Genomic DNA, 13,261 nt, shown 5'->3' with positions numbered 1-13,261 from the left:
TGCGACTCAGTTCATCGTGTCGTAGATCATCGTCTTGGGTTCGAGGTAGGCGGCCAGCCCGGCCAGCCCACCTTCGCGCCCAATGCCAGACTGCTTGAAGCCGCCAAAGCCGATCGAGAAGTCCAGCTTGAAACCGTTGTGCCCGACCGTGCCCGCGCGCAATTGCCGGCCGACCTCGTAATAACGCTGCGGGTCGTTGGTGAACACGGCGCTGTTCAGGCCATAGATCGTGTCATTGGCGAGGGCGATCGCACTGTCCTCACTCGCGGCCGGGATCACACAGACCACCGGCCCGAAAATCTCGTCCTGGGCGACCGGGGCGGCGTTGTCCACGTTCGCCAGCAGGGTCGGCTCGATATAATAGCCACGGTTGAGATGAGCCGGACGCTGCCCGCCGGCGGCCAGTCGGGCGCCATCGGCCTGTCCCTGGCGGATATAGCTTTCCACGCGGTCGCGCTGCCGCTCGATCGCCAGCGGCCCCATCTGCGTCGCCGGATCGAACGGATCGCCCACCTGGATCTTGCGGAACTCACTGGCCAGCGCATCGACCAGATCGTCGTGACGCTTCTCGCTGACAATGATCCGGGTGAGCGCGGCGCAGACCTGCCCGGTCGCCATCGGCGCATATCGGGCGATCTCGACCGCAGCCTTGGCAACGTCGTAGTCGTCGAGGATCACCGCCGGCGACTTGCCACCCAGCTCCAGCGTAAAGCGCGCAATGCGCTCGCCGCAGACCGACGCGATCCGCCGTCCCGCCGCCGTCGATCCGGTAAAGCTGACCTTGTCAATCGCCGGGTTGCGCACCAGCTCCTCGGACACGTGACGATCGGCGGTGAGCACATTGACCACGCCTGCCGGCAGCCCGACCTCCTCGCAGATTTCGGCAAACGCATAGAGCGCCGAAGGCGCCTCGGGCGAAGCCTTGACCACCAGCGTGCAGCCAGCGATCAGGGCCGGCGCGGCCTTGTGGGTCAACAGGGAGGTGGGCGCGTTCCACGGCACAATCGCCGCCACCACGCCGACCGGCTCCTTTACCAGGAGCGCGCGGTGGCCGGTGCGCGCGGTGCGCGGCTCCTCCCAGGCGTAGGTCTTGCCCAGATCGGCGTGAAAGCGGAATACTGCGGCGGCGCCCGGGCCGGCGAATGCGGCCATGTCGCGCACCACCCCCGATTCGACCATCCAGCTATGCGTCAGGCTCTCGGCACGCCGTTCCCAGGCGTCGGCGATCCGGCTCAGATATTCGCCGCGTTCGGCCGGCGACAGCCGCGGCCACGGCCCTTCATCGAACGCACGGCGTGCCGCCGCAACGGCCTTTTGCATGTCGGCCGACTGGGCCTCCGCCACACGCAGACATTCCTCTTCGGTCGCACTGTCGAGCACCGTAAGGGTGGCGTCGGACGAGGGCTTCACCCACTCCCCGTCAATGAAGAAGCGATCGGGATGCTTGAGGTCAATCTTACGGCTGGTCGGGGACGACATCGGGCTCTCTCCAAGCTGCGGCATATCCAGTCCGCTTACCTTATGTAGACCACCGGTTTGCGAATACCGGGCACGCAAGCAACGGATTTGACGGAAGTGTAGAAATCCGCACCGGATGCGTCAATGCGGAAACGGCGACGGGCCCCGCACGCCGGGCAGCTAGCGGCCACGCCACCGCGGGGCGCGCTTTTCCAGGAATGCGGTCAGGCCCTCTGCGCGGTCCTCGCTGGCGGACAGGCGCGGCCACCACTGCGCGCGCGCGCGCGTTGCGGCCTCGATCGGGGCGGAGTCGGCGGCATCGAGCACGCGCTTGTACGCCTCGACCGCCAGCGGGGCGGCCAAGGCCAGCGCCGCCGCCAGCGCATCTACGCGGCGCAGCAACGCCTCGCGGTCACGGCACAGATCCGATACCAGGCCCAGATGATAGGCCCGCTCCGCCGCGACGGGCAAGCCGGTCAGCAACAGCGCCCGGGCCGCGGCAGCAGGGATTCGCCGGGGCAATTCCAACAGGCCCGCATCGGGCATCAGCGAAAAGCGGATCTCGCTCAAGCCGAACTGCGACTGCGCGGTCGCCACCACGATGTCGCACAGCAGGGCCAATTCAAAGCCGGCGGCCAGGCAGTGCCCGTCCACCGCGGCGATCAGGGGCTTGGGGCACTCCCGCAACAGGGCATATAACCGTGCCGCCGCCTGTTCGGCCCGCAGCCCGCGCCCGTCCAGCTCGTCCTGGCGCAGTTGCTTCAGGTCCCCGCCGGTGGAGAAGGCGCGCCCGCCCTCCCCGATCAGCACCATGGCGCGCACGGCACTGTCGGCGCTGCCGCGGACGATCGCATCGCCCATGAGGTCGAGCGCCGCAGCGTCGAGCGCATTGAGCCGGTCCGGGCGGTCGATCCGAATCCAGCCAGTCCCCCCGTCGATCTCGTAAGTGATGGACAATTGCGATTCCTTCAGCCGCGGTGCCGGCCACGCGCCCCCTCGCCGGGGCCATGACTATCCCGAGACGAGTTCGGTGAGAATGCCGATCTGCGCCTCGTACAGGGCACTCTGGATCGCCGGACTCTCGCCCTCGTAAAGCGTTTCGCGGGTTGCCAGGCGCTCGATTGCGGAGAAGATCACAATCGCGCGCGCCATGGCCTGTTCCTCGGTCAGGTCCGCATGCGCGCGGCCGTCCAGGATATTGCTGGCCAGCCTGCTCACGATCCGCACCCCCGCCTGCTTGCGGATCTCGGAAAATCGCACATCACCGCGATCCGATTCCATGTTGCGCAGTACCAGCACGGCATGGTGGCGGGTCCAGTACGCGCGATAGGCATTCAGGAAAGCCCGCGCGCCATCGGTGCTGCTCACCTGCGGATCCCAGGCGTCGAGCGCGGCCAGTATCTCCCCGATTGCGTCGCTCGCCTCCTCCGCCAGGACCAGCAGAATGTCCCTGACGTCACCGAAATAGACATATAGCGTGGCAAGCGAGGTCTGCGCTTCCTGGGCGATCGCGGTCGCGGTCAGCGATACCGCGGACTGTCCGTGCAGCAGGCGCTCCGCCGCCTGCAGCAGGCGGGCGCGAGTCTCCAGCCCCTTGCGCCCCAGCGCACCACCGGAACGTCCGGTACCTTTCGGCTTGCCCCCCAGGCTCGCCAACGCTTGTTTTGACACGCCCTGCCTCGTCATATTTCCACATTTCCCGGTACATGAGGACCGGCATGCATTCAACCGTCGCCGGCAAGGCCACACGGCCCGGCCCGGCGGGCAGCGACAGCGACGCAGTTGACAGGAATGTCAAACGTGTGCTTTCAGGGCACCGCCGATTGTTGCGGCGCCATTCGGCGCGCCGGTCCCAAGGGGCCGTTGCCTGTCCGCGCCGAACAATCACTGCTAATGATCGCCGGCGGCCGACGGCATCCGGGCATCTGGAGAGAATTTCAATGCTGATTGAGAACAGGGTCGCTGTCATCACCGGTGGGGCGAGCGGTATCGGACGCGCCAGCACGGTGCGCTTCCTCAACGAGGGTGCCAAGGTCGTCGTCGCGGACGTCAATCCGGCGAGCGGGGAAGCCTTCCTCAAGCTCGCGGACGAGCTGGGCTATGCCGACAAGGTTCGTTTCGTGACGACCGACGTCACCAACGAAGCGGATATCGAGCGCATGATCGGGACCGCGGTCGACGCGTTCGGCAAGCTTGACTGCATGTTCAACAACGCCGGCATTCCCGGCGCGCTCGGCCCTCTTGAGGAAGTGGCGGCCGAGGACTGGGACCTGACCTTCGCCGTGCTGGTCAAGGGCCCCTTCCTGGGCCTCAAGCACGCGGTGCGCCAGTTCAAGGCCCAGAGCACCGGCGGCGTCATCCTCAACACCTCGTCAGCGGCCGGCCTGGTCGGCGGCGCCGGCCCCCGTCCCTATTCGGTGGCCAAGGCGGCGGTAGCGCACCTGACCACGGTGGCGGCGGTGGACCTGGCCGCGCACCGCATCCGCGTGAACGCCATCGCGCCGGGCGCGATCCTGACCGAAATCGGTGGCCAGGACCCGGTCGAGGCGGCCGAGCGGCTGTCGAAGGGTCAGCCCTGGCCCGACCACGGCATGCCGTCCGACATCGCGTCCGCCGCGGTCTTCCTGGCCAGTGACGAGGCCCGCTTCATCACCGGCCAGACCTTACTGGTGGATGGCGGCGCAACCAGCGACAGCGGTATGGAAGTCCGCCTGCAGCGCGGTGGCGCCTGGGCCAAGGTGACCGGCATGCACCACGGCACGACCGGCAAGAAGTCCGCGCTGCGCCGGCTGGATCGCAAGGACTGACCATTGCGCGCCGGCCGGGCGGGAGTTCCCCATGCCCGGCCGCGCTGACAATGCGGAATGCACCATGGAGAACTGGGCGTGAATCTCGATCTGAGTGAAGAAAACAACCTGCTGGTCTCGATGGTCGAAAAGCTTTTGGCCGGCGCCGGCGGAGTTGACCGCCTGCGCAAGCTGCAGCCCGGCACCGTAGATCGCGATCTTTACCGCGAGCTCGCCCAGATGGGCATACTGACCATGCGTTCGCTGCCGACCGACCAGGGCGGCTCCCCGCTGCTCGATACCCTGCTGGCGATGGAACAGGCGGGCCGCCACCTGCCGCGCCTGCCGCTGGCCGAAACGATCGTCGCCGCCGGCCTGCTCGGGCGGTCATCCGCGCCGGCTGGGGCGGACTGGCTTGAGCGGATCGGTTCGGGCGACGCGGTCGTCACCCTCGCCTTGCACGATGTCGGGGGCCGGCCGGACCAACTGGTGGCATTTGGCGGGGCATCCGATGCTGTCGTTTTCCGCCGGGGCGCCGGCCTGTATCTGCAGGAAGGCGCGCTGCCTTCCGTGGCCGCCGATCACGGCGACCAGGCGCTGGGCCGCTTTACCACCACCGGCACGCCCGTACACGAACTCGCCACCGGCGAGGTAGCCACGGCGCTATTCGCGGCCGCGATCGAGGAATGGAAGCTCCTGATCTCGGCCGAACTGTGGGGCCTGTCGGCGGCAATGCTCGAAATGGCCTCGCGCCATGCCAACGAACGTCACCAGTTCGACCGGCCGATCGGCAGATTCCAGGCGATTTCGCACCCGCTGGCCGACCGTGCGGTGGACAACGAGGCGGCGCGCCTGCTGGGCTGGTGGACCGCCTGGCTGCTCGGCGAGGTGGGCACGCAAGGCGGGGAAAACACCCGCGAGGCCGGCGCGGCGATCAGCATGACCTTTGCCTGGAGCGCGAAAACCGCCGACGCCACCGCCCGGCGCGCGCTGCACACCTTCGGCGGCTATGGCCTCTCGCTGGAGCACAATGCCCAGGTCTATTTCCGCCATGCCAAGGCGCTGCCCCTGCTGCTCGGCGATCCCAACGCGGAAATGGTCCGCGTCGCCGATCGCCTGTGGCGCGGGGAAGAGGCGGTTCTGCCCGATGGCGGCCCCTGCCCCCTGTCGTTCGGTGTGGATGAGGAAACCCGTACGATTACCGAGGATACGCGTGCGATCCTGGAACCGCTGATGACGCCGGAGCTGCGCGCCACCCTGCCGGATTCCTATGACGGCCACGTCCCCGCCATTGCACAGGCGCTGGGTAGCGCCGGCCTGCTATATGCCGACTGGCCGCAGGAGTGGGGCGGCCGTGGCGCCCCCGCGAACGCAATGCTTGCCGCCCTGCGCGTGTGGGACGAACTGGGCTATCCCGGCCATGCCCAGTCCGTAACCAACATGGTCGGCCACATCGTGCGCGAGTTCGCGACCGACGAGGTCCGTCAACTGGTGGTCCCCCGCCTGGCCGCCGGCGAGGCGCTGTGCAGCATGGGCTATTCGGAGCCGGGTTCCGGCTCGGACATCTTCGGCTGCCAGACGAAGTCGCGCTGGGACGAGGATAGCAAGACCTGGATCATCAACGGCCAGAAGATGTGGACGACCGGCGCAAATCTGGCGGACTATGTGCTGCTGCTGACCCGCAGCGAGCCGGGTAGCACCAAGCACCGCGGGCTGACGCTGTTTCTGGTCCCGATGAATGCCGAAGGGGTCGAGGTCCATCCGATTCACACGGTCATGGACGAGCGCACCAACGCGACATTCTATACCGACGTGAAGGTCGATGATAGCTGGCGGATCGGCCCCGTGAACAACGGTATCAAGGTGATGACCTGGGCACTGACGCTGGAACAGTTGGGCGCGTTCGGCGCCGGCGACCGGCGCGCCTTGCCCGCTCTCCTGGAATGGGCAGCGCAGCCTGACGAGGATGGCCGGCCGCGCCTGGACAGCAGGGACGTACGGCGCCGGCTGGGCCTGTTCGAGTTGCAGGCCCGGGCAGGCGAGCTGCTTGCCGACCGCGCCACCTGGCACGCCCTGTCGCACCCCGAGGCCGGCCGTACCGGCTATGGCCCGATGAGCAAGCTGTTCTATTCGGAAATGGTCCAGCAGGTGCTGGCCGATCTGATGGACATGACCGCGCCCGATTGCCTGGTCAATGGCAGCGGGCCGCTGGCAGAGCTTGAACGGCTTTACCGCCAGTCCCAGGTTGCCACGGTCTATGCCGGATCGAGCGAGATTCAGCGTTCGCAGATCGCGGAGGTCTTCCTGGGTCTGCCGCGCAGCCGTTGAGCCAACCGACAACAGTATTTGATGTGGGGAATTCGATGAGCCTGAACCCTAACCTCGACCGGGCCATGGCGCAGCCTGACGACGCCCTGGCAATCTGGTTCGAAGGAACCAACCATAACTGGGGCGCCGTGCGCGGCTTCAGCGATACGCTTGAGGCCATGCTGGCCGAAAAGGGCGTGAGCGCCGGCCAGCCGATCGGTATCCTGTGCCGCAACAACCCGCCGCACGCCGCCGCGCTGCTCTCGTCCGTACGCATCGGGCGGCCGGTGGTCATGCTCTACACGCTGCAGTCGCTGGAGGGGATCGCCAAGGATATCCGCACGCTCCGGCTTGCGGCCGTGGTCGCACTCGCGTCCGACTGGGACGACGAGGTCGTGAAAGCGGCGGTCGAGGTGGGGACGCTGGGCATTAGCTGCGCCGATCGCAACAGCCTCGATCTCGCCTTCCATCCGGGTCTCGAAACGCTTGGCGCCGAACATCGCGGCGGCCAGCCCCAGCCGATGTCGATTTCCGTGCTGTCGAGCGGAACCACGGGCAAGCCCAAGCTGGTGCAGGTCAGTTCGCTGATCTTCACCCGCGCCCTGGCGACCATGTCCGTGTCGGACGTGCCGGGCGTGCCGGTCCGGCCGAACCTGGCCTTCACCCCGATCAGCAACATCAGCGGCCTGATCCAGTTCCTGGGCAGCGTCGCCCGGGGCGGCTGCGTGTACCTGCTCGAACGGTTCGAGATGGAACGCTGGCTGACCGCGCTGGCGGCCTGTGAGCCCGATACGATCATCATGTTTTCCCCGATGATCCACGCTTTCCTGGAGCGCAACGTGCCCCGGGAGCGGTTTGGCGGCCTGCGCGCGGTATTTGGCGGCGCCGGGCCCCTCTCCCCCGAGGTGCAGAAGGCCTTTCAGGACCGCTACGGCATCCCGATCTACTGGGGCTATGGTTGCACCGAGATTGCCGGCACGGCGGCGAGTTGGAGCCCGGCCCTGGCCGAACAGTTCGGCGACAGCAAGATGGGCAGCGCCGGCCGCGCGATCGCGGGGGTGGAACTGCGCGTGGTCGACCCAGAGAGCGGCGCGGAGTTGCCCCGTGGTGAGACCGGGCTGCTCGAGGCGCGGGTCGAACTGCTGGGTCCCGAATGGATCCGCACCACCGATCTGGCCTCGATCGACACGGACGATTTCCTGTTCCTACGCGGCCGCGCCGATCAGGCGATCAACCGCGGCGGCTTCAAGATCCTGCCCGACAAAATCTCTGACGCCGCCGAGGAACATCCGTCCATCCGCGAGGCGATTGCCTTTGGCATCCCGGACGACCGGCTTGGCCAGGTGCCGATCGTGGCGGTCCAGCCGTTCGACGGGGCAAGCTTGGACGAAGCGGACGTGATCGCTTTCCTGCGAACCAAATTGTCCGCTTATGCGGTTCCCACTAAAGTGTTGATCATGAAGGAGCTGCCGCGCACCGGCGCGCTCAAGCCCGATCTGCCGACGCTCAAGAGTCTGGCACTGCAGGGCTGAGCGGCGCCGACACGGGGGAGAAAGCTCGGTACGCTGAACCGGCAACGAAAGCAGGAGACCGGCATGTCCCGTTATCTGAAAGTGACCACACGTCCCGTGCCCGGCCGTGAAGAGGAGTTCCTCAACTGGTACGTCGGTACGCATCTCGGCGAAGTGACCCAGGTGCCGGGCTTTCGCACCGGCCGCCTGTTTCGGACCCTGACCTCGGGCGGTGAGCACAGCGGAGGATATACCGCGCTGTACGAAGTCGATCCCGCGATCGGGATCGGCGAATTGCTGGCCGCGCTTAATGCAGCCCTTCCCTCGATGCAGATGAGCGACGCCCTGGACCCGGCCAGCGCCGAGATGACCTTCCTGGACGAGGTCTGACTCGCCACCCGGCGGCGCCCCCTGTAGCAAGCGACCGCCCGACATCCTGTGTCGGCGCCGCCGTGGCGCGCAAGGACAACCGTGATCGCGACGGGCCGCGCTGTGGCGCGGGCCGCCGACTGCTGGCCGGCGGACGGGGCAATATCGCCGGCCACAATATAGTTGCATATGATAATTATGCATACTATGTGCTGGCGCATGGAAGGCAATCTTGGATTCTACTTCGGTGATATCGCTCGCCTGGCGCGCAAGCGGTTTGACGCCGCGGCACGCGCTGACGGGTTGACCGGAGCGCAGTGGCGCGTGTTGATGGTGATCGCCCGCAATTCCGGAATCAACCAGGGCCAGCTCGCGGACCGTCTGGACGTGGAACCGATCACGGTCTGCCGGATGATCGACCGGATGGAGCATTCCGGCCTGGTTGAGCGGCGCCCGTCGCCGACCGACCGGCGTGCGCGCCTGCTGTTCGCCGCGGCCGATGCCGACAGCCTGATTGCCCGCATAGATGCGCACGGCCGACGGATAGTCGAGGCCATGACCCACAATGTGGCGCCGGAGGATCGCGCCAGGCTGACCGGCCTTCTGGAAACCATCCGCGCCAACATGCTCGACGATGCGCTGTTCCTTCCCGGCGGGCGCGCCCTTGGCTGAGGCCGACGCCCATTTCCCCGAGGTGGAAACCGCGCCGACGCAGGCCCGCTCAGGACCGGGACGTCGGCTGGGCCGTATGGCGTTGCTGTTTGGCCTTCCGCTCGCGCTCGTGCTCGCCGGCCTGATTGCCTGGCTGACCGGCGGCAAAACAGTCAGTACCGACAACGCTTATGTGAAGCAGAACGTGGTGGCGGTCAGCCCCGAGGTCGGCGGCCCGGTCTCGCGGGTGGCCGTGCGGGAGAACCAACTGGTGCGAGCCGGGGACATATTGTTCACCATCGATCCGGCACCGTTCCGGATCGCCCTGGCCAAGGCCGACGCAGATCTGGCCGAAGCACAGGTCAAGGTCACGCAGTTGCAGAAAGACCTCAGCACCAGCGGGGTGAACATCGAGGGCACCCAGGCGGACGTGCGCCTGGCCGAGGCCGAACTGGCCCGCCAGCGTGCATTGGCGGCGAACGGGTTTACCACCAAGGCCCGCGTGCAGGCCGCGGAAACCGCGCTGGCCAATGCGCAATGGCACACCCGCTCGGCCGTGGTCGATGCGGAGAAGGCGCGCGCGGCGCTGGCGAACGGCCGCCAGATACCTGGCGTCAATCCGCAGATTGCGCTGGCCCAGGCGGCCCGTGACAAGGCGTTGCTGGATCTGCAGCGGACCGTCGTGCGCGCCCCGATCGCCGGGCGGCTCAGCCAGTCGGGCCGGCTCATGCCGGGCAGCATGATGATCGTCGGCCTGCCGGCCTTGAGCGTGGTGGCCGAGGAGCACAGTTGGGTCGAAGCCAATTTCAAGGAAAGCCAGCTCGAAAAGATGGTGCGCGGACAGCGGGCCACCGTCCGGCTCGATGCCTATCCCGGAATCAGCCTGAAGGGTCATGTTGAAAGCATCGGCGCGGGCACCGGCTCGATCTTCTCCGTCCTGCCCGCGCAGAACGCCAACGGCAACTGGGTAAAGGTCACCCAGCGCGTGCCGGTGCGGATCGCTCTGGACCAAAAGTCACCGCGCCCGCTCATCGCCGGGCTGAGCGCGCAGGTTTCGGTCGATATCGCCGACCGGCCGGGCCACTGACGCCATGGCCAGTGCCGACGACGACCGGCCCCTGGTGGAATCGCGCCACCCGGTCGCCCTGAGCGTTTTCGTCCTCCTCGGCGTGTTGATCCAGGTGCTCGACGCGACGATCGCGAACGTCGCGCTCCCGCATATGCAGGCATCGCTGTCCGCCACCCCCGACAGCATAAGCTGGGTTCTGACCAGCTACATCATCGCATCCGCCATGGTCATCCCGGCAACCGGGTGGCTGGCGAACCGGATGGGTGCGCGGGCGCTGTTCATTGGATCGGTCGCCCTCTTCATGACCGCCTCGGCGCTGTGTGGCATCGCCGCGAACCTGCCGCAAATGGTGGCATTCCGCATTCTGCAGGGGATCGGCGGGGCCGCGCTGATGCCGCTTGGCCAGTCTATCCTGCTCAACACCCATCCGCCGTCACGCCATCCCCAGACCCTGGCCTATTATTCGATGGGCGTGACCGTGGGACCGGTTATCGGTCCGATCATCGGCGGCTGGCTGACCGAGAATTTCAACTGGCGCTGGATCTTCCTCGTCAACCTGCCGATCGGTGCCGTTTGCCTGGTGGGTCTGTGGCTGCTGATGCCGCCGATGCGATCGACGCCGCGCCGCTTCGACGTGGGTGGGTGGCTCATGATCGCGATCGGCTTGGCCGCCTTTCAACTGCTGCTCGACCGCGGCGAGCATGTCGACTGGTTCAATTCGGCCGAATGCTGGATCGAGGCCGGGGTCGCGCTGTCTGCCTTCTGGATGTTCTGCGTCCATTCGGCCTTTGTCGCGCATCCGCTGATCCCTGGCGCATTGTTGAAGGATCGCAATTTCGTGATCGGCTCGATCTTCCAGTTCACGCTGGCGATCGTGCAGTTCGCCTCACTCGCCCTGCTGCCGACCATGATGCAGACCCTGTTCGGCTATCCGGTACTCGAAACGGGCATTCTCCTGGCCACGCGCGGGATCGCTGTCGTCTGTTCGTTGTGGGTTGCGGGCAAGTTGGTCGGGCGGGTCGGGGCCGTGCCACTGGCCATGATCGGCCTGATCGGGATGAGCTATTCGGTCTGGCTGATGACGGGCTGGTCGCTGGACATGGATCAGGGACCGATCGTGATCAGCGGCTTCCTCCAGGGTGCGGCCCAGGGGATGATCTTCCTGCCGCTCTCGGTGTTGGTTTTCTCAACCATTCCGGCGGATCTGCGGACGGATGCCTCCGGGGTGACCAGCCTGTTTCGCAACACCGGCGGCTCGATCGGCATCGCAATGGTCAGCACGGTTTTTGCGCGCAACATCCAGATCAGCCACGCCGACCTGGCGGCGCATGTCACGCCCTACAACCTGCCGATCGATCCGTCGCTGGTGAACCGGCTGGGAGATGTGGGCAGCGAGGCGCTTGGGGTGGTCGATGGCATCGTCAACCGCCAAGCCACGATGATCGCCTTCCTCGATTCGTTCCAGATGATGTTTCTGGTCTCGCTGCTGGTAACGCCGTTGCTGCTGCTGGTGCGCAAGGGCCGTCCGCCGGCCGCGGAGGATTTGCAGGCAGTGCCGCACGAATAGGGCAGGGCGCACCCCGGTCGCAAAAATTGACCTCTCCGGCCCAATAGGCCATGGCGCGCGCATCCTGTTGACAGATCAGAATGCCGTCATGACCGAGTGCCCAAGACTTTCGATCCCGCCGCCATAGAGCGGAAATGGTATGACTATTGGGAGGGGAACGGCCTGTTCCGTCCGGAGCGGCCGGATGCGACTCCCTTTACCATCGTCAACCCGCCACCCAATGTGACGGGCAGCCTGCACATCGGCCATGCGCTCGACAATACGCTCCAGGACATCGTCATCCGTTAAGAGCGGCTGCGCGGCAAGGACGCGCTGTGGGTCGTCGGCACCGATCATGCCGGCATCGCGACCCAGATGGTGGTCGAGCGGCAGATGGAGCAGCCCCAGGACAAGCGCACCAACTACAGCCGCGAGCAGTTCATCGAAAAGGTGTGGGAGTGGAAGGCGGAGAGCGGCGGCACGATCACCGGCCAGCTCCGCCGCCTGGGCTGCTCGATGGACTGGTCGCGCGAGCAGTTCACCATGGACCCCCACTTCACCAAGGCGGTCGTGAAGGTGTTCGTCGACCTGTATAACGAGGGGCTGATCTACCGCGACAAGCGGCTGGTGAACTGGGACCCCGGCCTCAAGACCGCGATCAGCGACCTGGAGGTGGAAACGCGCGAGGTGCAGGGCAAGTTCTGGCACTTCCGCTATCCCCTCGCGGATGGGGAGAAGCTGGCGGATGGGCGCGACTATATCGTCGTCGCCACCACCCGGCCGGAAACGATGCTGGCCGACATGGCGGTGGCGGTGAACGGCGACGATGAGCGGTACAAGAGCGTCATCGGCAAGTTCGTGGAACTGCCGATCACGAAGCGGCGCATCCCCATCGTGGCGGACGAACATGCCGACCCGGAGCTTGGCTCGGGCGCGGTGAAGATCACGCCGGGCCATGATTTCAATGACTTCGAGGTCGGACGGCGCGCCGGCATTGCGGCGGCGGATATGCTCAACATGCTGGATGCCGATGCGAAGGTGGTGCAGGTGGCGGACGGGCTGATCCCCGCGGACTATCTCGGCCTCGACCGCTTCGAGGCGCGGGCGAAGGTGGTGGAGGCGCTGCGGGCGCTGAACCTGCTCGACTACACGCTGGTCGAGGAGGAGGACGAGGCGCAAGGCTCCGTCACCGTCCGCAAGATCGAGAAGATCGAGGACCGGGTGATCCAGACGCCCTATGGCGACCGTTCCGGCGTGGTGATCGAGCCGTGGCTGACGGATCAATGGTATGTCGACGCGGCGACTTTGGCGAAACCGGCGATCGAGGCGGTGCGCGACGGCCGGATCGAGATCGTGCCCAAGACGTGGGAAAAGACCTATTTCAACTGGATGGAGAATATCCAGCCCTGGTGCGTGTCTCGGCAATTATGGTGGGGGCACCGGATACCGGCCTGGTTTGGGCCGGATAAGAGGTGGACTTGTAACGGTTTTGTGCCGGTCACTTGAGAGTTTAAGGCTCGTTCAAGGAGACCGACGAGATGATCAAGCATAGTGAAGAGTTCAA

At 66.3% G+C, this 13,261-nt stretch carries 10 protein-coding genes and 1 pseudogene; 8 read left to right on the top strand and 3 right to left on the bottom strand.

The annotated features are described in order from the left end of the window. Positions 1-6 precede the first annotated feature (6 nt). The 3 genes from ACETPF_RS14750 to ACETPF_RS14740 all read right to left on the bottom strand — a co-directional run bounded on the left by ACETPF_RS14750 (position 7) and on the right by ACETPF_RS14740 (position 3,144). Positions 7-1,479 carry an aldehyde dehydrogenase gene (locus tag ACETPF_RS14750; RefSeq protein ID WP_373935304.1) on the bottom strand — a complete coding sequence of 491 codons (1,473 nt, stop codon included), beginning with the start codon at positions 1,477-1,479 and terminating at the stop codon, positions 7-9. A gap of 159 nt (positions 1,480-1,638) precedes the next feature. Next, entirely contained in the window at positions 1,639-2,415 is a 777-nt protein-coding gene (locus ACETPF_RS14745) for an enoyl-CoA hydratase/isomerase family protein (protein ID WP_373935303.1), read from the bottom strand. Positions 2,416-2,469: 54 nt separating this feature from the next. Beyond that, positions 2,470-3,144, bottom strand: coding sequence for a TetR/AcrR family transcriptional regulator (locus tag ACETPF_RS14740; protein WP_373935302.1), 675 nt, complete (start codon positions 3,142-3,144; stop codon positions 2,470-2,472). Positions 3,145-3,398: 254 nt separating this feature from the next. Here ACETPF_RS14740 and ACETPF_RS14735 point away from each other — a divergent pair, with 254 nt between their 5' ends. The 8 genes and pseudogenes from ACETPF_RS14735 to ACETPF_RS14700 all read left to right on the top strand — a co-directional run. After that, a complete protein-coding gene (locus ACETPF_RS14735; protein WP_373935301.1) occupies positions 3,399-4,265 on the top strand; it encodes an SDR family NAD(P)-dependent oxidoreductase in 867 nt (288 codons plus the stop codon). 78 nt (positions 4,266-4,343) lie between these two features. Next, positions 4,344-6,572 carry an acyl-CoA dehydrogenase family protein gene (locus ACETPF_RS14730; protein WP_373935300.1) on the top strand — a complete coding sequence of 743 codons (2,229 nt, stop codon included), beginning with the start codon at positions 4,344-4,346 and terminating at the stop codon, positions 6,570-6,572. Between the two features lie 35 nt (positions 6,573-6,607). Continuing rightward, positions 6,608-8,083 carry a class I adenylate-forming enzyme family protein gene (locus tag ACETPF_RS14725; RefSeq protein ID WP_373935299.1) on the top strand — a complete coding sequence of 492 codons (1,476 nt, stop codon included), beginning with the start codon at positions 6,608-6,610 and terminating at the stop codon, positions 8,081-8,083. Between the two features lie 63 nt (positions 8,084-8,146). Continuing rightward, positions 8,147-8,452: a hypothetical protein gene (locus ACETPF_RS14720; RefSeq protein WP_373935298.1), complete on the top strand. Its 306-nt coding sequence runs from the start codon at positions 8,147-8,149 to the stop codon at positions 8,450-8,452. Between the two features lie 198 nt (positions 8,453-8,650). After that, positions 8,651-9,103, top strand: a complete 453-nt coding sequence (locus tag ACETPF_RS14715) for a MarR family winged helix-turn-helix transcriptional regulator (protein ID WP_373935297.1) — start codon at positions 8,651-8,653, stop codon at positions 9,101-9,103. Next, positions 9,096-10,169, top strand: a complete 1,074-nt coding sequence (locus tag ACETPF_RS14710) for an HlyD family secretion protein (protein WP_373935296.1) — start codon at positions 9,096-9,098, stop codon at positions 10,167-10,169. Before ACETPF_RS14715 ends, ACETPF_RS14710 begins: the two co-directional genes overlap by 8 nt. 4 nt (positions 10,170-10,173) lie before the next feature. Further along, a complete protein-coding gene (locus ACETPF_RS14705) occupies positions 10,174-11,718 on the top strand; it encodes a DHA2 family efflux MFS transporter permease subunit (RefSeq protein ID WP_373935295.1) in 1,545 nt (514 codons plus the stop codon). 96 nt (positions 11,719-11,814) lie between these two features. Further along, positions 11,815-13,164 (top strand): annotated as a pseudogene (locus ACETPF_RS14700) (class I tRNA ligase family protein); the annotation flags it as partial. Positions 13,165-13,261: the final 97 nt, after the last annotated feature.

Source organism: Sphingobium agrisoli (assembly GCF_041877245.1).
GTDB lineage: Bacteria > Pseudomonadota > Alphaproteobacteria > Sphingomonadales > Sphingomonadaceae > Sphingobium.
This window is presented reverse-complemented; position numbering and strand designations above follow the sequence as displayed.